At 72.1% G+C, this 20357-nt stretch carries 19 protein-coding genes; 10 read left to right on the top strand and 9 right to left on the bottom strand.

The genetic code is table 11. The annotated features are described in order from the left end of the window. The first annotated feature begins 122 nt into the window (after positions 1-122). Complete coding sequence (locus ACWGJ2_RS37025; RefSeq protein ID WP_453350776.1) at positions 123-1484, top strand: diaminopimelate decarboxylase; 1362 nt, start codon at positions 123-125, stop codon at positions 1482-1484. A gap of 66 nt (positions 1485-1550) precedes the next feature. Here the strand turns inward: ACWGJ2_RS37025 and ACWGJ2_RS37020 are convergent, their stop codons facing one another. Both ACWGJ2_RS37020 and ACWGJ2_RS37015 read right to left on the bottom strand, forming a co-directional pair. Further along, positions 1551-2006 (bottom strand): MarR family winged helix-turn-helix transcriptional regulator, encoded by a 456-nt coding sequence (locus ACWGJ2_RS37020; RefSeq protein ID WP_453350771.1) that lies wholly within the window; start codon positions 2004-2006, stop codon positions 1551-1553. Positions 2007-2131: 125 nt separating this feature from the next. Continuing rightward, entirely contained in the window at positions 2132-3268 is a 1137-nt protein-coding gene (locus tag ACWGJ2_RS37015; RefSeq protein WP_453350770.1) for a 5-methyltetrahydropteroyltriglutamate--homocysteine S-methyltransferase, read from the bottom strand. Positions 3269-3438: 170 nt separating this feature from the next. Here ACWGJ2_RS37015 and ACWGJ2_RS37010 point away from each other — a divergent pair, with 170 nt between their 5' ends. Genes ACWGJ2_RS37010 through ACWGJ2_RS37000 form a run of 3 tightly spaced genes read left to right on the top strand, consistent with a single transcriptional unit; the run spans position 3439 to position 6085 of the window. Further along, positions 3439-4812, top strand: coding sequence for an APC family permease (locus tag ACWGJ2_RS37010; RefSeq protein WP_453350769.1), 1374 nt, complete (start codon positions 3439-3441; stop codon positions 4810-4812). A gap of 60 nt (positions 4813-4872) precedes the next feature. Further along, positions 4873-5292: a VOC family protein gene (locus ACWGJ2_RS37005; protein WP_453350768.1), complete on the top strand. Its 420-nt coding sequence runs from the start codon at positions 4873-4875 to the stop codon at positions 5290-5292. Between the two features lie 40 nt (positions 5293-5332). Next, positions 5333-6085, top strand: a complete 753-nt coding sequence (locus tag ACWGJ2_RS37000; RefSeq protein ID WP_453350767.1) for a hypothetical protein — start codon at positions 5333-5335, stop codon at positions 6083-6085. A 73-nt stretch (positions 6086-6158) separates the two neighbouring features. Here ACWGJ2_RS37000 and ACWGJ2_RS36995 read toward each other — a convergent pair whose 3' ends face one another. Continuing rightward, a complete protein-coding gene (locus ACWGJ2_RS36995) occupies positions 6159-7025 on the bottom strand; it encodes a MurR/RpiR family transcriptional regulator (RefSeq protein ID WP_453350766.1) in 867 nt (288 codons plus the stop codon). 417 nt (positions 7026-7442) lie between these two features. On the opposite strand from ACWGJ2_RS36995, the gene ACWGJ2_RS36990 reads away from it, so the two are divergent. Both ACWGJ2_RS36990 and ACWGJ2_RS36985 read left to right on the top strand, forming a co-directional pair. Further along, positions 7443-8897, top strand: a complete 1455-nt coding sequence (locus ACWGJ2_RS36990; protein WP_453350765.1) for a purine-cytosine permease family protein — start codon at positions 7443-7445, stop codon at positions 8895-8897. Between the two features lie 11 nt (positions 8898-8908). Then, complete coding sequence (locus tag ACWGJ2_RS36985) at positions 8909-9358, top strand: hypothetical protein (protein ID WP_453350764.1); 450 nt, start codon at positions 8909-8911, stop codon at positions 9356-9358. Between the two features lie 63 nt (positions 9359-9421). Here the strand turns inward: ACWGJ2_RS36985 and ACWGJ2_RS36980 are convergent, their stop codons facing one another. From ACWGJ2_RS36980 to ACWGJ2_RS36970, 3 genes are all read right to left on the bottom strand, one after another. Continuing rightward, positions 9422-10552, bottom strand: a complete 1131-nt coding sequence (locus tag ACWGJ2_RS36980) for an FAD-dependent oxidoreductase (protein ID WP_453350763.1) — start codon at positions 10550-10552, stop codon at positions 9422-9424. A gap of 124 nt (positions 10553-10676) precedes the next feature. Then, entirely contained in the window at positions 10677-11138 is a 462-nt protein-coding gene (locus ACWGJ2_RS36975) for a MarR family winged helix-turn-helix transcriptional regulator (protein ID WP_453350762.1), read from the bottom strand. 677 nt (positions 11139-11815) lie between these two features. Next, entirely contained in the window at positions 11816-13204 is a 1389-nt protein-coding gene (locus ACWGJ2_RS36970; protein ID WP_453350761.1) for a cystathionine beta-synthase, read from the bottom strand. Positions 13205-13445: 241 nt separating this feature from the next. On the opposite strand from ACWGJ2_RS36970, the gene ACWGJ2_RS36965 reads away from it, so the two are divergent. From ACWGJ2_RS36965 to ACWGJ2_RS36955, 3 genes are all read left to right on the top strand, one after another. Further along, positions 13446-14549: an SGNH/GDSL hydrolase family protein gene (locus ACWGJ2_RS36965; RefSeq protein WP_453350775.1), complete on the top strand. Its 1104-nt coding sequence runs from the start codon at positions 13446-13448 to the stop codon at positions 14547-14549. Between the two features lie 220 nt (positions 14550-14769). Then, positions 14770-15990, top strand: a complete 1221-nt coding sequence (locus ACWGJ2_RS36960) for an acetyl-CoA C-acetyltransferase (RefSeq protein WP_453350760.1) — start codon at positions 14770-14772, stop codon at positions 15988-15990. Positions 15991-16320: 330 nt separating this feature from the next. Further along, the gene (locus tag ACWGJ2_RS36955) at positions 16321-17496 is read left to right on the top strand and encodes a hypothetical protein (RefSeq protein WP_453350759.1); all 1176 of its coding nucleotides are present in this window, start codon (positions 16321-16323) and stop codon (positions 17494-17496) included. Positions 17497-17542: 46 nt separating this feature from the next. Here ACWGJ2_RS36955 and ACWGJ2_RS36950 read toward each other — a convergent pair whose 3' ends face one another. Further along, positions 17543-17944 (bottom strand): hypothetical protein, encoded by a 402-nt coding sequence (locus ACWGJ2_RS36950; protein WP_453350758.1) that lies wholly within the window; start codon positions 17942-17944, stop codon positions 17543-17545. Between the two features lie 98 nt (positions 17945-18042). Between ACWGJ2_RS36950 and ACWGJ2_RS36945 the strand changes: the two genes are divergently transcribed. Beyond that, positions 18043-18270, top strand: coding sequence for a DUF4287 domain-containing protein (locus tag ACWGJ2_RS36945; protein ID WP_453350757.1), 228 nt, complete (start codon positions 18043-18045; stop codon positions 18268-18270). 166 nt (positions 18271-18436) lie between these two features. On the opposite strand, the gene ACWGJ2_RS36940 is transcribed toward ACWGJ2_RS36945, so the two are convergent. After that, on the bottom strand, positions 18437-19273 hold the full coding sequence (locus ACWGJ2_RS36940; protein ID WP_453350756.1) for a Bax inhibitor-1/YccA family protein: 837 nt from the start codon (positions 19271-19273) through the stop codon (positions 18437-18439). Positions 19274-19475: 202 nt separating this feature from the next. Further along, positions 19476-20219: an ANTAR domain-containing protein gene (locus ACWGJ2_RS36935; protein ID WP_453350755.1), complete on the bottom strand. Its 744-nt coding sequence runs from the start codon at positions 20217-20219 to the stop codon at positions 19476-19478. Positions 20220-20357 lie beyond the last annotated feature (138 nt).

Genomic DNA, 20357 nt, shown 5'->3' with positions numbered 1-20357 from the left:
AACCACTCTGGGAAGACCCCCGCGCCACGTGCTTGTGTGGCGTCATGGATCACGCACAAGGCCCCGCCCCGGAAACGGCCCCCACCCTGGCCTCCGCCCCGGCCCCCGCCCCGGCCTCCGCCATGTCCCCCGCGGCCCGCCGCGACCTCGCCGTCCGCGCCGCCGTGGAGAGCGGCCTGGTCGGCGACGAGCGGGCGCCGCTGGCCGCGCTGCTCGACGTCGCGTCCGTACGGCAGGCCGCCAGGGAACTGCGGGCCGCCTTCGACGAGGTGGCCGCCGACGGGCAGCCCGTGCTGCACACGTTCGCCGTCAAGGCCGCGTCCCTCGTACCGGTGCTGCGGCTGCTGGCCGACGAGGGCATCGGGTGCGAGGTCGCCAGCCCCGGCGAACTGGCGCTGGCCCGCGCCGCGGGCGTACCGGCCGCGCACACCGTCCTCGACTCGCCCACCAAGACCCGCGCCGAACTGCGCGAGGCCCTCGCCCTGGGCATCGCGCTCAACGCCGACAACCCGCAGGAGCTGGCCCGCCTCGACGCCCTGGTCGGCCCGGACGGACCGGGCGCCCCGGGCACCCCGGGCGCGGGCGCGCCGCTCGGGCTGCGCGTCAACCCGCAGTTGGGCGGCGGCGCCATCGACGCGATGAGCACGGCGACCGCCACCTCCAAGTTCGGGGTCGCGCTCCAGGACCCCGGCGCGCGGGAGTGGGTCGTACGCGCCTACCTCGACCGCCCCTGGCTGACCCGGCTGCACTCGCACACCGGCTCCCAGGGCATCCCGCTGGAGCTGATGGCGCAGGGCGCGCGGGCCACGTACGAGCTGGCCGAGGAGATCAACGCGGCGGCCGGACGGCAGCAGATCGACACCCTCGACCTGGGCGGCGGACTCCCCGTCAACTTCGCCTCCGACGAGATCACGCCCGCCTTCTCCGACTACGCGCGGCTCCTGGCCGACGCCGTGCCCGGACTCTTCGACGGGCGCTACGGGCTGGTCACCGAGTTCGGCCGCTCACTGCTGGCCAAGGCGGGCACGGTGCTCGCACGCGTCGAGTACACGAAGTCGTCCGGCGGGCGGCACATCGCCGTCACCCACGCGGGGACGCAGGTCGCCGTGCGCACCGTCTTCACGCCCGACGCCTGGCCGCTGCGCGTCGCCGCCTACGACGCCAAGGGCATCCCGCGCACCACGGAGCCCACCGTCCAGGACGTCGCCGGACCCTGCTGCTTCGCGGGCGACCTGGTGGCGCGGGGCCGCGAGCTGCCGCTGCTCTCCGAGGGCGACCACGTGGCCCTGCTCGACACGGGCGCGTACTACTTCTCCAACCCCTTCGGCTACAACTCCCTCCCCCGGCCCGGCGTCTACGGGTTCACCGTGGACGGCGAGGGCGAAGGCAAAGGCGGGGTCCGGTTCGTCACGGCGCGGGAGCCGCAGACGCTGGAGAGCATCGTCACGGAGTCGGGCGGCACCCACCGCGACGCGCTCAGGTGACACCTGGGCCCGTACCCGGGTCCGTACCCGCGTCCGGGTACGGACCCGTCGCTGGTGTCACTGGTGTCACTGGTGCCAGGCGGTGCCGCCCACGTTGTGGATCATGCGCTGGAGCACCTTGAGCGTGCGCACGTACTCCTCCTCCGGGATCCCGTCGTGCACCCGGGCCAGCGCGCCGCCCACCCGTTCGGCGCACGCGGCGTACGTCTTCTCGCCCAGCGGGGTAAGCCGCAGCCGCTCCTCCTCGTCCTGCGTGGCCAGGCCCCGCGCGATGACCGTGTCGATCTCGGGCTGGAGCGCGCCGCCCACGTCCAGGTAGCCCTGGAGGACGTCGGTGACCTCCTGGCGCGTACGGCCGTCCTCCGTGCCGTGGAGCTGACCCAGCACCCACCAGCGCGGCTGGGTCATGTCCACCTCGGCCAGTCGCGTCCTGATGTGGGTGACGACCGCCTTGTGCGCGGCCCAGCTCCAGTAGCCGATCGGCTGCCTGGCCAGTCCCGCGTCGTCGTGTGAGAACTCCATGGTTCAGCCCCTCTCTCGTGGCCCGACCCCGAACGGGTCCTTGTGGCCGAGGATCATGAACTTAGGAGTTCAACCGAACTTGAAGTCAAGCCCGGCAGGCGCGACGCCGGTCCCGGCGGCCCCGGTCACGCGCCGCCCCACACCTCCTCGGCCGTCTCCACGATCAGCCGCAGCTTGGCGAACTGGTCCTCGGCCGAGAGCTTGTTGCCCTCCAGCGTCGAGGAGAAGCCGCACTGCGGGGACAGGCACAACTGGTCCAGGTCCACATAGCGGGCCGCCTCGTCGATACGGCGCTTGAGCGCGTCCTTGGACTCCAGCTCCGGGCTCTTCGTCGTGACCAGCCCGAGGACGACCTGCTTGCCCTTGGGCACATAGCGCAGGGGCTCGAAGCCGCCGGAGCGCTCGTCGTCGTACTCCAGGAAGAAGCCGTCCACCTCCAGGCCGCCGAACAGGGCCTCGGCGACGAAGTCGTACGAGCCCGAGGCGACCCACGACGACGCGAAGTTGCCCCGGCACATGTGGGTGGTCACCCGCAGATCGTCGGGGCGGCCCGCCAGGGAACGGTTGATGTTGGCGATGTACGTCTCGTGCTGGTGCTCGGGGTCGCCCCCTATCCCGGCGACGTGACGGCGCTGCTCCGGGTCGTTGAGGTAGGCGAGGCTGGTGTCGTCGAGCTGGAGGTAACGGCAGCCGAGGTCGTACACGCCGCGCACCTGGGCCGCGTAGGCGGCGGTCAGGTCGTCCCAGAAGCCGTCCATGTCCGGGTACAGCTCGGCGTCGATGGCGGCCCGGCCGCCCCGGTAGTGGACCATGCTCGGCGACGGGATGGTCAGCTTCGGCGTCTGGTCCTCAGCGACCGCGTCCCGGAGGAAGGCGAAGGCGTCGCCGAAGATGGTCCGCTCCAGGCCGATCCGCCCGTCCACGCGTGCGGAGGGCGGGGCGAAGTCCACGTCGCCGTCCGCGTTGTGGAACCGGATCCGCAGCGACTCGTCCTCGACCTTGCTGATGCCCCCCAGCGCGTAGATGAAGTCCATGTGCCAGGAGGCACGGCGGAACTCCCCGTCGGTGGCGCCGCGCAGTCCGGCCTCGCGCTGCTGCCGTACGACGGCGCGTACGGCCTCGTCCTCGACGGCCGTCAGCTCCGCGTCGCCGATCCGTCCGGCGGCGTGCTCCTCGCGGGCCCGCCGCAGCTCGGGCGGGCGCAACAGGCTGCCCACGTGGTCGGCCCTGAAGGGCGGGGCGCTCCTGGGTGTCGGCGGCATGGTGTCGTCCCCTTTCGTCTCCAGGGGCCCACCCTGCTCCGGAGTCCTCCAATCCTCAACCACCTGAACCGTTTCCGGAGACGCTTGTCACGGCGGGTGGGCCATGCGGGCCGCCTCGCGCAGCGCCCCCGCCCCGCTAAGGATCACCGCGTCGGGGAAACCACAAGCCCATGCAGGCCACACCTCGTACCCCGGAAGACCCGGACGGCCCGGACGCCGTCGACTCCACACCGCTCAAGCGCGCCATCAGCCCCAGGCTGCTGGCGCTCTTCATCGTCGGGGACATCCTCGGCACCGGCATCTACGCCACCACGGGCAAGGTCGCGGGCAAGGTCGGCGGGGCCCTGTGGGTGCCCTTCGCCATCGGGTTCGTCGTCGCGCTGCTGACGGCCGCCTCGTACGCGGAACTCGTCGGCAAGTACCCGAGGGCCGCGGGCGCCGCGCTCTACACCCAGCGCGCCTTCAGGATGCCCTTCCTCACCTTCATCGTCGCATTCATGGTCATGTGCTCGGGGCTCGCCTCGGCGAGCGCCGCCGCCCGCGCCTTCGGCGGCGACTACCTGCGCGAGTTCGTCGACGTGCCGCCCACCCTCGTGGCGATCCTGTTCATCGTGCTGCTCGCGCTGCTCAACCTGCGCGGCGTCTCGGAGTCGGTGAAGACGAACGTCGTGCTCACCGTCGTCGAGGTGACCGGGCTGCTGGTGATCATCGGCATCGGCGTGTACGCCGTGCTGTCGGGCAACGGCGAGCCCTCGCGCCTCACCGAGTTCCACGCGGCGGACGGCGGCACCGGCTACGCGCTGCTGACCAGCGTGCTCGGCGCCACCGCACTGGGCTTCTTCGCGTTCGTCGGGTTCGAGGACTCCGTCAACATGGCCGAGGAGACCCAGAACCCGTCCCGTACCTTCCCCCGCGCCCTGTTCCTGGGCGTCGCCGTGACGGGGACGCTCTACGTGCTCGTCGCCCTGGTCTCCTCCCTCCTCGTCGACCACCGGAAGCTGGAGGCCAGCAGCGGCCCGCTGCTGGAGGTCGTGAAGGCGGGCGGGGTGGCCTTCCCGCCCGAGCTGTTCGCGCTCATCGCCCTGTTCGCGGTCAGCAACTCGGCCCTGATCAACCTGATGATGGCCTCGCGGCTCTGCTACGGCATGGCCAACGAGGGCATCCTCCCCGGCGCCATGGGCAAGGTGCTGCCCGCGCGCCGTACGCCCGTCGTCGGCATCGCCTTCGTCTCCCTCCTCGCCATCGGCCTCGTCTCGACGGGAGAGATCGAGGGGCTCGGCGACACCACCGCGTTCCTGCTGCTGTGCGTCTTCACGGTCGTCAACGTGGCGGTACTGGTGCTGCGGCGCGACCGCGTCGGCCACGCCCACTTCCGCACCCCGACCGCGCTGCCCGTGCTCGGCGCCGTCACCGCGCTGATCCTGGCGAGCCCGCTGGCCGACCGCGCCGCCGATGTCTACATCCGCGCCGGGGTGCTGGTCCTGATCGGCGTCGCACTGTGGGCCGTGAACAGGTTTGCGATGCGGGCGGCGCGAGAGCGATGAGTTCCGGCTGGACGGGTGGTCAGTACGGGGGACAGCGTCCGCGACCCCGAGGAGTGCACAGTGACCACCGAAGCGACGACCACGGGAGCAGCGCGTGAAGACAACCTGGTCGCGAGCGGCATCGTGCTCGGCAGCACCGATCCGGACCGGCTCGTCGCCTGGTACCGGGCGGCGCTCGAACCGCTCGGCGCGCGCTGGGAGGAGCACATGCTCGTCGTCGCCGAGGGGCTGTACGTGGGCTTCGACCGCCGTGACGACGTCGCGGCGAAGACCGTCGAGCCGGGCCGCCAGCTCGTCAACTTCGGCGTCCGCGACATCCGCGCGGCCGAGGCGCACCTGAACTCGCTGCACGTGCGCTGGATCCGGCCCGTCGAGGCGGTCGGCTGGGGCTTCATGTCGACGGTGGAGGACCCGGACGGCAACTACCTCCAGTTCATCCAGGCGGACACCCGGCCGTCGGACCGGTCCGAGCGGGGCTGAGGCCGGGGACGGGGCCGGGGCGAGGGCGGGGAGCGCGGTGATGAGCGGGTCGCCGGATTCCGGAACGGAGCTGCTTGAGCGAGCCGTCAACTACGCGCTGTGTGCCGTGCGCCCGGTCACCCCGCGGATGCTCAGCCGCCCCACCCCGTGCCGACGGTGGGACCTGGAGTCCCTGCTGCGGCACACCGGCGATTCGCTGGCGGCGCTGTACGAGGGCATCGACGCGGGGTACGTCGGCGTACCGGGCGCGGGCGCCTCGCCGAGGCCGGGTCCCGGCGCGGGCTGGGACCCGGGATGTGGCGGTGGTGGTGGCGGTGCCGGTGGTGGCGGTGGCGGTGGCGGTGGTGACGGCGGGTACGGGGGTCCCGCCGGTGCCGCTGGTGCCGTCGGGCCGGACGGCGGTGACGGGGCGCGGAGTGCGGGCCCGGCCGACGTGCTGCGTTCGCGTGCCACACGGGTGCTCGGCGCGTGGGCGGCGGCCGGGAACCCGGAGGACCGGTACGTGGCCGTGGCCGACCTGCCGGTGACGGCAGCCGCCATAGCCCGTACGGGCGCGCTGGAGATCGCCGTACACGGCTGGGACATCGCCTGTGCGACGGGCCTGCCCCGGCCCGTGCCGCCCGCGCTGGCCTCGGTACTGCTGCGTACGGCACGGCAGCTCGTCCCGGCACCCGCGGCACGGCACCCGCTGTTCGGGCCCGCGATCCGGGTGTCCGCTGAGGCGGACCCCAGCGACCGGCTCGTCGCGTTCCTGGGCCGGGACCCGGGCTGGACACCGGAGAAAGGTTTCTGACGACGGCTCAGCGCCGCGGGCGCGGCACGGGACGGCAAGGGGGGGGGCAGCGGGACCGTCTCCCCGTGACCCGTCACTCCATGAACAGTCCGCGCTCGGCCGCCCGCGCGTCGAACTCCTCCAGGCGCGCCTGCGCGTCCGGCAGCTCGTCGGCCATGGCCTCCAGCAGCACCCGCCCCAGCAGCATGGGCGCGCACGCGGTGTCGAAGGCGAGGCCCGTGCCGACGGCCGCCGGAAGCAGCAGGTCGTCGGGGTGGGCCACGGGCGCGAAGGCGCTGTCCGCGACCGTCACCACGCTGAGCCCGGCCTCGCGGGCGCGGCCGAGCGCGGCCACCGTCTCGCGCGGGTGCCGCGGCAGCGCGAAGCACAGGAGGGCACCGGCACCGGCCCGTACGCAGGCGTCGAGCCTGTCCTCCAGCATCGACCCGCCCTCGTCCAGCAGCCGCACATCGGGGTGGACCTTGGCGGCGAAGTAGGCGAAGCCGCGCGCCTGCGGGGAGGCGGCCCGCAGGCCCAGCACGGGCAGCGGGCGGGAGGCGGCGAGCAGCCGTCCGGCGCGCTCGACGGGCGCGGGGTCGGCGAGGAGGGCCGCGAGGTGGCGCAGGTTGTCGATCTCGGCCTGCACCGCCTGCTGGTACTCGTTGCCCGCCGCGTCCGCGCCGCCCGCCGCGCCGGTTCCCGTGCCCGTTCCGGCCGCCTCGGGGTCCGGCGCCGACTCCCGCAGGTGCCGGCGCAGCGCCGGGTACCCGTCGAAGCCGAGGGCGACGGCGAAGCGGGTCACCGAGGGCTGGCTCACCCCCGCGAGTTCGGCCAGCTCGACGCTGGAGAGGAAGGGCGCGTCCGCGGCCCGCCGGACCATGCAGTGGGCGATGCGCCGCTGCGTCGGCGTCAGCCGGTGCCCCTCGAAGAGCTTCAGCAACCGCGCGCTGGCGCTGCTCATCCCGTCGTCTCCTTCTGTGCTCTCGTCGGCTCGACTGTACGGGGCGCTGCGCGCGCACGCCGAGCGGTGGCGCTCGCTGACGGGGGCGGCGGTGTCCGCGCTATTCAGCGCGCTGCCGTCCGGGGCGATCCGTCACGCACTGTCCACCATACGAGACGGTGCACGCGAAACCCCCTGCCACCACGCCTTTTGCTGAGACACCCCTCCCCCCCCCCGTACCGAATAGCGGGCAAGAGCAGCCGCCCTTTCGCTCCCACCCCTTGACTTTTATTCATTCACTCACGACCGTGCATGACTATATACAGCCAGGCAAGGGGCAGCGGACGACCAGCTTCCGGGCCATGAGCTGACCTGACCTGACCTGACCCGAACCGACCTGACCCGACCCCGGCGCACGAAAGGCAGGACCCCACCCCCATGGCCCCCTCGCTCGTCGAGCAGCACTCGATCGACGTCGTCCCGGACACGGAACGGCACGGCAGCGCCTTCAGCCAGTTCACGCTGTGGCTCGGCGCCAACCTCCAGATCACCGCCGTGGTGACCGGCGCGCTGGCGGTGGTCTTCGGCTCCGGCGCCTTCTGGGCCGTGCTCGGGCTCGCCCTCGGCAACCTCCTCGGCGGCGCCGTGATGGCCCTCCACTCCGCGCAGGGCCCCCGTCTCGGACTGCCCCAGATGATCTCCTCGCGGGCCCAGTTCGGAGTGCGGGGCGCGATCGTGCCGCTGGTGCTGGTCATCGTGATGTACGTCGGCTTCTTCGCCAGCGGGACGGTCCTCGCCGGGCAGGCCGTCGGCGAGCTGACGCACCTCGGGGACACCACGGGCATCGTCATCTTCGCCCTGGTCACCGGTGTCACCGCCGCCGTCGGCTACCGCCTCATCCACGCACTCGGCCGCGTCGCCTCCGTCATCTGCGCCCTCGCGTTCGTCTATCTCGGCATACGGCTGCTGGAGCGCGCCGACCTCGGCACGCTCCTCGCCGACCGCGCCTTCGACCTGCCCCTCTTCCTCCTCGCCATCTCCCTCTCCGCCTCCTGGCAGCTCGCCTTCGGCCCGTACGTCGCGGACTACTCCCGCTATCTGCCCCGCACCACCTCGGCCAAGGCGACGTTCTGGTGGACGCTGGGCGGCAGCGCGCTCGGCTCCCAGTGGTCGATGACGTTCGGCGCGCTCGCCGCGTCCGCGGCGGGCGGGGCCTTCGTCGGGCACGAGGTCGGCTACGTGGTCGGTCTCGGCGGCGCCGGACTGATCGCCTCCGCGCTGTACTTCGTCATCGCGCTCGGCAAGCTCACCATCAACGTGCTCAACACGTACGGCGGCTTCATGTCCCTGGTCACCAGCGTCAGCGGTTTCCGCAGGCAGGCGGCGCTGTCCTCGCGGGGGCGTGCCGCGTACATCGCGGGGATCATGGCGGCGGGCACGGTCGTCGCGCTGCTCGGCAAGGACAGCTTCCTGACGTCGTTCAAGGACTTCCTGCTGTTCCTGCTGACGTTCTTCACTCCCTGGTCGGCGATCAACCTGGTGGACTACTACCTGATCGCCAAGGAGCGCTACGACCTCCCGGCCCTGAGCGACCCGCACGGCCGCTACGGCGCCTACCGCTGGCAGGCCCTCACCGTCTACGTCATCGGCCTCGTCGCCCAGCTCCCCTTTCTCGCCACCCACTTCTTCACGGGGCCGCTGGTGGGTCCGCTGGGCGGCGCCGACATCTCCTGGATCGTGGGGCTCGCCGTGCCGGCGGCGCTGTACTGGCTGCTGGCGCGCCGCGACACGTCCCACGTCCCGGACCACACGATCCTGGCCCCGGAACCCGCCCTGGAACCTTCCCCGGAACGGGGGGTTAGCCCCACTGTCAGCGCGAAGGAAACGCCGTAATCTCCACACCCATGGAAGCCCGCGATCCTGAGCTGAAGCGAGAACTCGACGCTTCCTTGCAGACTCGCAAGGAACTCGGCCCCGAATACGAGGACGAGCTGGTCGACTCCTTCCTGGAGAAGATCGAGCAGCGGCTCGACGGCGTGGTCGACAAGCGGGTGCGCCGCCAGCTCGCCGAGCAGCAGATGGTGGTGGCACGCGGCAGCGCCCGCCCGGCGCCCGGGGCGCAGCCCCACACCTACCCCGACGGCCTCGGCGCGCGCGTCGGTCTGGCCGTCGCCTCGCTGGTCCTGGCCATCCCGCTGTCGGCGATCGCCGTGGTGAACGGGGGGTTGCCGGGGCTGCTGGTGTGCTGGGCGGGCGTGGTCGGCGTCAACGCGGTCCAGGCGAGCCGCACCTGGTTCGACTTCGGCGCCTCGTCGCGCCGCCGCTCCTCGTCCGAGGGCTCGGACTGGGAGTAGGACCAGGACTTGTCCGGCCGGTCCTGTGGCTGCTCCGCGCGTGGGTCGTTGTTGCGGACCCGTTCAGTTGCTGCTGTCCGTGTACATGTCGATCAAGCCCTCGGCGACGTCCTCGCCGTCGAGTTCGTGGAGTTCCGCACCGATGGAGCCGAACTCCACGCTGCGGGGGAACATGGCCTCCTCGTACTGGTTGAGGGCGGCCTCGATGTCGTCGGGGTGTGCGGCGATGGCCTTGCCGAGTTCGGCGCCGTCGTACATGGCGCTGTTGGCGCCTTCGCCGTTCGGGGCCAGGAGATGCGCGGCGTCGCCGAGCAGGGTCACCCCGGGCACCCGGTCCCATTTGTGCCCGAGGGGCAGGGCGAAGACGGGACGCAGAAGCGGCGGGAGGTCGGCGTCGGTGATCAGGGCGGTGAGTTCAGGCGCCCAGCCGTCGAACTCCTGGGCGATCCGCGCGGCGGCAGCGGCCCCGTCGGTGAAGTCGATGGCGGCGAACCACTCCTGGGGCTCGCGGAGTACGACGTAGGTGTGGATGGTCCCGCCCTTTTCCCGGTGGGCCGTGATCCCCTTGCCGCCGGCCGCGGGTGCGGCCATGGAGCCGCCGCCGACGGCTCGTGCGGCGGCAGGGTGCCGCGTCTCGACGTCGAACAGGCAGGTCTCTATGTAGGACATGCCGGTGTACTCGGGCGTGGCACCGGAGAGCAGCGGCCTCACCCGTGACCAGGCTCCGTCCGCTCCGACCAGCAGGCTCGTGGTGACGGTGCCGCCGTCGGCGAAGGTCACCTCATGGCGGCCCTCTCCGAGGGAGCGGGCGCTGCGGGCCTTGCGGCCCCACTGGACGGTGCCGGCGGGGAGCGAGTCGAGCAGGACCTGGCGCAGTTCACCGCGCTGGACTTCGGGCCGTCCGCCGTCGCCGTCGTCGGCCTTGTCGAGCAGGACGGTCCCGTCCGGGGCCAGGATCCGCATGGTCTGGCGGCCCTCAAGGATGATGCCACGGAACTCGTCCGTCAGCCCGGCCGCTTCGATGGCGAGCTGCCCGTTGTAGTCGTGGATGTCGAGCATCCCGCCCTGTGTGCGGGCTGTCGGTGAGGATTCGGCTTCGTGGACCGTGACCGGAATCCCGTGGAGGTGCAGGACGCGGGCGAGCGTGAGGCCGCCGAGGCCCGCGCCGATGACCGTGACGTGCGGGGTGCTCATGTTGGCTCCTGTTCCGAGCAGAGTCGCGTGTTCCGGGCAGGGTCGAGCGCGCGCCGGTGGACGCCGGCGCGGCGAGGGCGTGGGGCGGGCATGGGATGGGTGCGCGGCGGGGCCGCGCGATGGTTCAGGACTGGGCCGGTTGCGGCAGGTCCGCGGTGATTTTCGCGAGCAGGGCCTGTAGGGCGGCCCGCTCCGTCTGGTCCAGCGGGGCCAGGATCGTCTCCTCGACGGTGGTCATGGCAGTGTCGAACCCGGCGACGAGTTCGCTTCCGGCCGGTGTCGCGTAGACGCGCTTGCTGCGCTCGTTGCCGCGTTCCGTGCGCCGCTCGACGAGACCACGGCGTTCGAGCCCCTGCAAAAGACTCGACACACTCGCCGCGCTGGTGCGGCTCACCTGGGCGATGTCACGCTGGATCGCACCGGGATTCCGGACCAGATAGACGAGCGTGGCACTCTGCTCATGGCTGAGCCCGCGCTCACGGATCCAGTCCTCGCCGTTCTTGCGCTGCGCCCACACGATCCAGCGCATCAGCTCAAGACTGCCGGCAGGTGTCGTGTCCCGTGCGTCCATACGTCGAATCCTCATGATCGGCTCCGACCACCCCAACAATTAGAACTCTAACCATTAGAGCTCTAAGAATCAACTGGCCCGGCTGCCCTCAGCGAAACGGCGGAAGCGGGCCCGGACAGTCGCCACGGAGTGGCGGGCGCGGTGCGAGACGGTGCGCCGCGGCGCGGTGCGGGAAGACGTACGGGGCGGGGACCGCCGCACCCCGGCGCTCGGCGCCAGGGGCGGGACGACGGCGGTCCCCGCCGGGACGCGCGCCGATCGGGATCAGCCGCGTCCAGGGGCGTCCATGGAGGTCCGGGAGCCGCTCCGGAGGTCCGTGACGCCGACAAACTCCAATGTGCCGGACGGGTGTTAACCACGGTTTTCCGTGCCGTGACACTTCAGAACTCCTTCAGCCCCGGCCGTACCCCTGTACCCCCGTGCTCTTGCTCAACCGCACGAACTCCACCCGGAGAGTCAGGGCTTGTACTCGTGGTGCGGAACGGCAACGCCCCAGAGCGAGTCCCGGACGCGGACGCACTCCGCGAGGCGGGTTCCAGGGCTCGGACCAGGAGAGGTCGTCGGGTACGCCTCGACCAGTCCCCCGCGGAACGAGCCGCCGCGTGGCCGCACTGACGGGAGCGGCACGCGCCGGGGCCCCTCCCACGAGAGGGGCCCCGGCTGTTTCCGGCGTCCTGCCCCGGGCTCCGGGGCTACTTCGCCTCGCGCGCCAGGTACGCGAGCAGGTCCTGCCTGCTGACGACACCCGTCGGCTTGCCCTCCGCCAGCACGACGGCCGCGTCCGCGCCCTCCAGGACCGCCATCAGGTCGCCGACGGACTCGCCGGATCCGACGTGCGGCAGCGGCGCGCTCATGTGCTTCTCCAGGGGGTCGCCCAGCGAGGCCCGCTGCGCGAACAGCGCGTCGAGGAGTTCCCGCTCCACGACCGAGCCGACGACCTCGGCCGCCATCACGTCGGGGTGCCCCGCGCCCGGCTTGACGACGGGCATCTGCGAGACGCCGTACTCCCGCAGCACCTCGATGGCCTCGCCGACCGTCTCCTCCGGATGCATATGGACGAGGGAGGGGATGGGGCCCTCCTTGTGGCGGAGGACGTCCGCCACCCGTACGACCGTGGGCTCTCCCTCCTCCAGGAATCCGTAGTCGTTCATCCAGTCATCGTTGAAGATCTTGCTGAGGTAGCCGCGCCCGCTGTCCGGGAGGAGCACGACGACCACGTCGTCGGGCCCGAGCCGCCTCGCCACCTCCAGCGCGCCCTGGACGGCCATGCCGCAGGAGCCGCCGACGAGCAGCCCCTCCTCCTTGGCCAGCCGCCGCGTCATCTGGAAGGAGTCCTTGTCGGAGACGGCGACGATCTCGTCGGTGACCTCGCGGTCGTACGCGTCCGGCCAGAAGTCCTCGCCGACGCCCTCCACGAGGTACGGGCGCCCGGAGCCGCCGCTGTAGACGGAGCCCTCGGGGTCGGCGCCCACGATGGTGACGCGCCCCTCGCTGACCTCCTTCAGATAGCGGCCCGTGCCGGAGATGGTGCCGCCGGTCCCGATGCCCGCGACGAAGTGGGTGATCCGGCCCGCCGTCTGCTCCCACAGCTCGGGGCCCGTCGTCTCGTAGTGGGAGCGGGGGTTGTTCGGGTTGCTGTACTGGTCGGGCTTCCAGGCGTCGGGGGTCTCCCGTACCAGGCGGTCCGACACGTTGTAGTACGAGTCAGGGTGCTCGGGGTCCACCGCTGTCGGGCAGACCACGACCTCGGCGCCGTAGGCGCGCAGCACGTTGATCTTGTCCGTCGAGACCTTGTCGGGGCAGACGAAGACGCAGCGGTAGCCCTTCTGCTGGGCGACGATCGCGAGGCCGACGCCGGTGTTGCCCGAGGTGGGCTCGATGATCACGCCGCCCGGGCGCAGTTCACCGGACGCCTCGGCTGACTCGATCATGCGCAGCGCGATGCGGTCCTTCACGGATCCGCCGGGGTTGAAGTACTCGACCTTGGCCAGGACGGTGGCCTGGATTCCGTCGGTCACACTGTTCAGCTTGAGCAGCGGGGTGTTGCCGACAAGCTCGATCATGGACTCGTGATACTGCACCGTGATCTCCGGTCTCCGCGTGTCAGGGGGTGGCGACGTTGCTAACCCGTAGCGTCACCTTATTGCGCAACATGCGCACCCTGGCGGCGCGTTGCACGGCGGGCTGTGGCGGGCACCACAGTGTTGAGGGGCGCGAACCAGCGTGCTGACGGGGCGCGCGCACAGCGCCCACCTCCTCGACCCACAGTGCGGACGCACGGCGTCCGCGCCCAACTACCAGCCAGGAGGCGGGACCAGGAAGATGCCGATGTCGAAGGCGGCGACAGCGAGAGTGGCTCGGCGGATCGCGACCGCGGCAGCGTACGGCGGCGGCGGGATCGGCCTGCTCGGCGGCGCCACGATCGGGCTGCTGGTCACGGAGGTCCAGCTCGCCAAGCGCAAGGTCGGCGGCTCCGACGACCAGCCGCCGATGGCCGACGGACTGTACGGGTCCGTCTTCGCGCGCAGCGTGACGGGGCGCCCGCTGCGGCTGGGCTTCCTGGGTGACTCCACGGCGGCCGGGCAGGGCGTCTTCCGGGCCCGGCAGACGCCGGGCGCGCTGCTGGCCTCCGCGCTGGCGGCGGTGGCGGAGCGTCCCGTCGAGCTGCGGAACGTGGCGCTGCCGGGCGCGCAGTCCGACGATCTGGAACGGCAGGTGGGCCTGCTCCTGAGCGAGCGGGACCTCTCCCACGCGCCCGACGTCTGCGTCATCATGATCGGCGCGAACGACGTCACGCACCGGATGCCGCCCGCGCGCTCGGTGCGGCTGCTGTCCGACGCGGTGGCGCGGCTGCGCACCGCCGGGTGCCAGGTGGTGGTGGGCACCTGCCCCGACCTGGGCTCGATCGAGCCCGTGGGGCAGCCGCTGCGCTGGATCGCGCGGCGGCTGAGCCGTCAACTGGCCGCGGCGCAGACGATCGCCGTGGTGGAGGAGGGCGGCCGTACGGTCTCGCTCGGCGACCTGCTGGGCCCCGAGTTCACGGCGAACCCCCGCGAGCTGTTCGGCCCCGACAACTACCACCCCTCGGCCGAGGGCTACGCGACGGCGGCGATGGCCGTCCTGCCGACGCTGTGCGCCGCGCTGGGCCTGTGGCCCACGGAGGACGAGCGTCCGGACGCGTCCCGGCGCGAGGGCATCCTGCCGGTGGCGCGGGCCGCGGCCGAGGCGGCGGCGGAGGGCGGCACGGAGGTCGCGGCGGTGCGCGGTCCCTGGGCCCTGCTGAAGCACCGCCGCAGGCGGCGGCTGCCCCCCGCCGAGGACGTCGCCCCCACGCGCGCCGACACCCGCGCCGATGCCCGTGCCGACGCCCCCGCCGACGCCCGCGAGGAGACCCACGAGGAGGCCGACAGACCGGGCGCGGCCTGACCCCTCCCGTCGGCCCCCGCGCGAGGGCGCGACGGGCACGGCCTGACGCGCACGGGCCGACGGACGCGAGGCCACGCGGGCACGCCCGACCAAGCAAGCGCTTAGAAAAGAGTCCCGCATCACACCGTACGGCCCGTGACCCAGGCCATACGTGCGGGTAGCTTCCGGGCATGGCGGTCCCCGCCACAGCCGTGCCCACCACATCCCCTCTGGAGCCGTGATGCCCGAAGCAGTGATCGTGTCGGCCGCCCGTTCGCCGATCGGCCGTGCCTTCAAGGGGTCCCTCAAGGACGTACGCCCCGACGATCTGACCGCGGGGATCGTCCAGGCCGCACTCGCCAAGGTGCCGGAGCTGGACCCCACCCAGATCGACGACCTCATGCTGGGCTGCGGCCTGCCGGGGGGCGAGCAGGGGCACAACCTCGGCCGCGTCGTCGCCGTGCAGATGGGGATGGACCACCTCCCCGGCTGCACCATCACCCGCTACTGCTCCTCGTCGCTCCAGACGACCCGCATGGCGCTGCACGCCATCAAGGCCGGTGAGGGCGACGTCTTCATCTCGGCGGGCGTCGAGACCGTCTCGCGCTCCGTGAAGGGCTCCTCCGACGGGATGCCCGACACGCACAACCCCCTCTTCGCCGACGCGGAGGCCCGTACCGCCGCGCGCGCCGAGCAGGGCGGGGACAACTGGACGGACCCGCGCGAGAGCGGCGACGTGCCCGACGTCTACATCGCCATGGGCCAGACCGCCGAGAACCTCGCCCGGCACAAGGGCATCACGCGCCGCGAGATGGACGAGTTCGGCGTCCGCTCGCAGAACCTCGCGGAGAAGGCCATCGCCGACGGGTTCTGGGAGCGGGAGATCACCCCGGTCACCACGCCCGACGGCACCGTCGTCAGCAAGGACGACGGCCCTCGGCCGGGCGTGACGCTGGAGGGCGTCGAGGGCCTCAAGCCGGTCTTCCGCCCCGACGGCACCGTCACGGCGGGCAACTGCTGCGCGCTCAACGACGGCGCCGCCGCGCTCGTGATCATGTCGGACACCAAGGCGCGCGAGCTGGGCCTGACGCCGCTGGCGCGGATCGTGTCCACCGGCGTCTCAGGGCTCTCGCCGGAGATCATGGGCTACGGTCCCGTCGAGGCGAGCAAGCAGGCGCTGGCCCGCGCGGGCATGTCGGTCGGGGACATCGACCTGGTCGAGATCAACGAGGCGTTCGCCGCGCAGGTCATCCCGTCCTACCAGGGCCTCGGCATCGACCTGGACAGGCTGAACGTCAACGGTGGCGCCATCGCCGTCGGCCACCCCTTCGGGATGACCGGCGCGCGCATCACCACCACGCTGATCAACTCGCTCCAGTGGCACGACAAGCAGTTCGGCCTGGAGACGATGTGCGTGGGCGGCGGCCAGGGCATGGCGATGGTGCTGGAGCGCCTGAGCTGAACTCCGGCTCCGGTCCCGGGGCCCGCTTCCACCGCCCGGGAAAACCGCGGCCAGAACCCGTAATGACGCGAAGTGGGCGGAATTGTTACCCAGCTCACGTCGCGGCACGCATTCCTATATAGCTGTGAGACCGAAGCGCCCCCAGGATGTGATATATCCCCTGGGGGCGCCCCGTTTCCGCTGGTGAGGGCGTTGCGCGCGGTGACGGGCCCTCATTTCACCTGTCCCATTCAGTCCGTTTTGCACTACGGTCGAGAGGACTCGATAAACCTGCCGGTCAAAGCTGCGGTAGGAATTCGGGGGGATCGAAACGGAACCGGGAGAACGTCAGTGAGCGCCATATCCCTCACCCTGCTCGCGACCGCGGCCCTGGCCACGGCCCTGGGCGGCGCCGCGTTGCACACCGTCCGCGGTCTGCATCGCGAGGTCGCCGCGCTGCGCGCGCGGCTGGAAGACGGAGTCACGGCGACGGCGAGCGCCAGTGCCCGTACCACCCCCGACACCGCGACGGCCGGGACCGAGGCCGGGGCGGAAGCCGACACGGCTGCGGCCACCGTGCCCGCGGCGCGTACCGCCGCCTCGGCCGACGAGATCCGCGCGGCGGTCGCCGAGGCCCTCGCCGAGGAGCGCGAGCGCGAACTCGCCGAGGCGCGTGCCTTCTGGGCCGCGCAGGAGGCGCGGGACGCGGGCGTCGACGGCGGCGCCCTGCTGGCGGGCCACGGCACGGAGTACGAGATCGCGCCCGGCATCTCCGGCCTCGACGCGGACCTGCTGGAGGCCCTTCTCGACGGCCGTCTCGACGGCGACGCGCTGGAGGACCTGCACGGGCCGCACGGCCTCGCCGGTCCCCGCGGCCCGTACGGCGCCGCGTACGACGCCTACGAGGGCGAGATCTTCATCCCCCGCCAGTCTGCCGACCGCGACCCCGGCCGGGACCGCGACGGAGGCGGAGACGACGACGCCGCCTTCGACGGGCGGCCGGGCCCGCTCGACGGCACGGCAGCCGCCGAGGACGGCGCGTACGACGACAGTGCGTACGACGAGGGCCCCGAGCCCCCGGAGGCCGTGGGCCCCGCCGCGCTCCCGGGCCGCGAGTCGCCCGAGCTGGCCGCGGCCCGCCGCCGCCACCCCTCGCACCCGGACTTCAACCTGAACGGCGACCCCGTCGTCCCCGCGCCCGCCCCGGCGACGGCGCCGACGGTCGCGGACCGCGAACGGACGCTGGAGCGGCTGAACGAGCTGGCCCTGTCCCGTACGCCGCTGGCCGACGTGCGCCCGGGCCCGCTGGGCACGCTCGACGTGTACGTCTTCGAGGACGGCACCACCGTCTGTCTGTCCCCCGGCCACCGCGAGACAGCGGAACGGCTCTCCGAGGCGCTGCGCCGGGGCGAGACGCCGACGCTCATGGGCGGCTCCGGCGTCTCCGGCGCGTACTCCCTCACCTTCACCTACGGCGAGGACCAGACCGCCTATCTGCTGGCGGACCGCGTCATCGCCTCCCTGTAGCGGGACAGCCGGGGGGGGGACGCCGGGGTCGGCGCCGGACAGAGCGTCAGCGGCTGCCGACAGGCCCCACCGCCGAGCCCCCGAAGCGGCGGGTGCCCCCCTCGACGAGGGCCAGCGCCTCCGCCAGGCCCCGCTCCGCCTGCCGCGCCTGCTCCGCCTGGTGAACCTGAGCGCCGCTCTCCGCTCCGCTTCCGCCGTGCGAGGCGAGCGCTTCGGCCAAATCGTGCCCGGCGACGGCGAGCTGGTCACCGACCGAGAAAATGCCGCCCTCGGGCACCTCGTACGGGGCGCGTCCCGGGCACTCCAGGAGCTGGGCACGGCGTGCCAACTCCCTGGCCAGCGCCAGTCCCTCGGCCGCCGCGCCCTTCAGCAGGGCGCTCTGCGGGGTGGCCCTGAGGCGGTCGGCGAGCCGGTCCACGGCGTTGATCAGCGCAGTCGTATCGAGCACTTCGCAAGCCTATGCGCCTCCCACGGACTGTTGCCAACGCCTCAACGCTCAGGCACCTTGGCGGGAAGGACTACAAAAGGAAGCGTCCGGAGGCGCCGATGTCCCAAGTCTTCTCCCCAGAGACCCACCGGAACATGCTCTCCCGAATCCCGCACTGCACCGGTCGTGAGATCTCCGACTGGCTCCGCACAGTCGATGAAGGCCCCTCTCTCTTCCGCTTCGAGGAGAAGGTGAGCTGGCTGCGCGGTGAGCACAACCTCGCCTACGGCCACGCCAAGGCCATCGTCCACGAGTACGACTTGCGCCGCGCCGCGCGCAATCTCTAGCTCACGGACAGTCCGTTCCCCCGAGGGCCGAGGACCCAGGAACTCCAGCCACGCGAAGGGCCCGTGAGACGCGAACGCCTCACGGGCCCTTTCCGTGCTGTCATACGTCACACGCCATACGTCACACGGCCGCGGACGAGCCGCCGCGCGACGCGCTACGCGCGCGTCAGTTGTCGCCCTGGAGGATGGCGATCAGCCGGAGGAACTCCAGATAGATCCACACCAGGGTCAGCGTCAGCCCGAAGGCCGCCAGCCAGGACTCCTCGCGCGGAGCGCCGTAGGCGATCCCGTCCTCGACCTGCTTGAAGTCGAGGGCCAGGAACAGCGCGCCGAGCACGATGCCGATGACACCGAAGAGGATGCCCATGCCGCCGCTGCGGAAGCCGAGGCCGTCACCGCCGCCGAAGACCGCGAACAGCAGGTTCACGCCCATGAGCAGGATGAAGCCGATCGCCGCGGCCATCACGAAGCGGTAGAACCGCTGGGTGACGCGGATGATCCGGGTCTTGTACATCACCAGGACGGCGGCGAACACCGCCATGGTGCCGAGCACGGCCTGCATGGCCGCGCCGTTCACATAACCGTCGATGAAGTTGCTGATGGCGCCGAGGAAAAGGCCCTCGAAGGCCGCGTACGCCAGGATCAGCGCGGGCACGGCCTTGCGCTTGAAGGACTGCACCAGCGCGAGCACCATCGCGACCAGCGCCGCGCCGATCGCCAGCCCCAGCGAGAGGTCGGTGATCCAGGCGAAGGCTGCCGCGACGACGACGAGACCCACCGTCATGCCGGTGCGCGAGACGACATCGTCGATCGTCATCCGCCCGGCCTGCGGCTGGGCGGGTGCCGGAGCCGCGTACGGCTGCCCGGCGGTCTGGGCCTGCTGGGCGTAGGGGTTGGTCGCGTACGGGTTCCCGGCCTGCGGCTGCTGTGTGGCGTTGAAACCGGCATAGCCGTTGTCGCGGCTGAACCCCCGTCGCGAGAAGACCGGGTTGCTGCTCCTCATCTCACTCCTCCATGGCCGCACGGCACGGCCTTGCCTACAGGGTAATGCTTTAGCAAAACCCGCACGCTAGTGCAGAGGGAAGAACGAAGGAAAGAGCCGTGATTGTTCCGTCGCCCAGCGTGGCGTTCCCGACAGACCGCGCGCACCGGCGGCGCACCGGCCCCCACCAGGCCCGTCGGGGACGCGGCGGGGTCCGGCGCGCTCAGGCCCCGGAGCCGGAGACGGCCAGGTCCGTCGTGCTCTCGACCACCTCGCGGGCGATGTCCGTGAGGCGGCGGCGCTGGTTGCGTGCGTAGACCTGGAGCACCCGCAGCGCCTGGTCGACGGTGATCCGGCGGCGCTGCGCCAGCGCCCCGCACGCCTGCTCGACCACGACCCGGGAGCGCAGCGCCGCCCGGATGCGCGCGGCCTCGGTGTCCCGCTCCTCCGCCGCCCGCCGTTGCAGCACGCCGATGGCCGCGGCGCGCGCCAGGCCCTCGATCAGCCGCAACTGGTCGGCGGCGAGCGGCTGGCGGCGGTCGCGGCAGAGGGTGAGCACGCCGATGACCTGGTCGCGCAGGCTCAGCGGCGCCGTCACCACGGACGTGACGCCCAGGCTCTCCGCCTCGGGCACGAAGCGCGGCCAGGCGGTGCAGCTGCTCGGCTCGCTCAGGGAGATCTCGCGTACGGGCCCGCCGTGGCACAGGCAGTCCCTGCCAGGGCCCTCGTCCCAGGCCAGTCCGGCGAACTCCAGATCGTGCGTGTGGGGGTCGGAGGTCGCCACTTCCAGCCGGGTGGCGCCCTTGGCGGTGATCAGCACCACGGTGGCCGCCGTGACGTCGAGGAGCTCGACGCAGTGCCGGACGAAGGAGTGGAGGTGATGGCTGACGTCGTAGTCGTCGTCGGAGGTGTCGACCAGCTGGACGAACGCGGCGGCGAGCCGCCCTTCCCGTGCCGTCTCGGGCATGAGACTCATCCTCGTGGGGGTTGGTTCGCTCGATGGAAGGTCATCGCGTACCGGCCGCCGTGCGCCGTCTGCACGCACCGGCGCCGCCGCGTATCGCGAGACACCGCGGGGGCGTCCCCTGAGGGGTGTCTTCGACGT

The organism is Streptomyces sp. NPDC054796, assembly GCF_053611545.1.
The sequence above is the reverse complement of the archived record's forward strand: the minus strand, read 5'-3'. Positions and strand labels throughout refer to the sequence as shown.

What these genes read in the sequence shown, in the direction of transcription:
- ACWGJ2_RS37025 (WP_453350776.1), top strand. Translation starts at nt 123, where the DNA reads ATGTCCCCCGCGGCCCGCCGCGACCTCGCCGTCCGCGCCGCCGTGGAG.
- ACWGJ2_RS37020 (WP_453350771.1), bottom strand. Translation starts at nt 2,006, where the DNA reads ATGGAGTTCTCACACGACGACGCGGGACTGGCCAGGCAGCCGATCGGC.
- ACWGJ2_RS37015 (WP_453350770.1), bottom strand. Translation starts at nt 3,268, where the DNA reads ATGCCGCCGACACCCAGGAGCGCCCCGCCCTTCAGGGCCGACCACGTG.
- ACWGJ2_RS37010 (WP_453350769.1), top strand. Translation starts at nt 3,439, where the DNA reads ATGCAGGCCACACCTCGTACCCCGGAAGACCCGGACGGCCCGGACGCC.
- ACWGJ2_RS37000 (WP_453350767.1), top strand. Translation starts at nt 5,333, where the DNA reads ATGAGCGGGTCGCCGGATTCCGGAACGGAGCTGCTTGAGCGAGCCGTC.
- ACWGJ2_RS36995 (WP_453350766.1), bottom strand. Translation starts at nt 7,025, where the DNA reads ATGAGCAGCGCCAGCGCGCGGTTGCTGAAGCTCTTCGAGGGGCACCGG.
- ACWGJ2_RS36990 (WP_453350765.1), top strand. Translation starts at nt 7,443, where the DNA reads ATGGCCCCCTCGCTCGTCGAGCAGCACTCGATCGACGTCGTCCCGGAC.
- ACWGJ2_RS36985 (WP_453350764.1), top strand. Translation starts at nt 8,909, where the DNA reads ATGGAAGCCCGCGATCCTGAGCTGAAGCGAGAACTCGACGCTTCCTTG.
- ACWGJ2_RS36980 (WP_453350763.1), bottom strand. Translation starts at nt 10,552, where the DNA reads ATGAGCACCCCGCACGTCACGGTCATCGGCGCGGGCCTCGGCGGCCTC.
- ACWGJ2_RS36975 (WP_453350762.1), bottom strand. Translation starts at nt 11,138, where the DNA reads ATGAGGATTCGACGTATGGACGCACGGGACACGACACCTGCCGGCAGT.
- ACWGJ2_RS36965 (WP_453350775.1), top strand. Translation starts at nt 13,446, where the DNA reads ATGCCGATGTCGAAGGCGGCGACAGCGAGAGTGGCTCGGCGGATCGCG.
- ACWGJ2_RS36960 (WP_453350760.1), top strand. Translation starts at nt 14,770, where the DNA reads ATGCCCGAAGCAGTGATCGTGTCGGCCGCCCGTTCGCCGATCGGCCGT.
- ACWGJ2_RS36945 (WP_453350757.1), top strand. Translation starts at nt 18,043, where the DNA reads ATGTCCCAAGTCTTCTCCCCAGAGACCCACCGGAACATGCTCTCCCGA.
- ACWGJ2_RS36940 (WP_453350756.1), bottom strand. Translation starts at nt 19,273, where the DNA reads ATGAGGAGCAGCAACCCGGTCTTCTCGCGACGGGGGTTCAGCCGCGAC.
- ACWGJ2_RS36935 (WP_453350755.1), bottom strand. Translation starts at nt 20,219, where the DNA reads ATGCCCGAGACGGCACGGGAAGGGCGGCTCGCCGCCGCGTTCGTCCAG.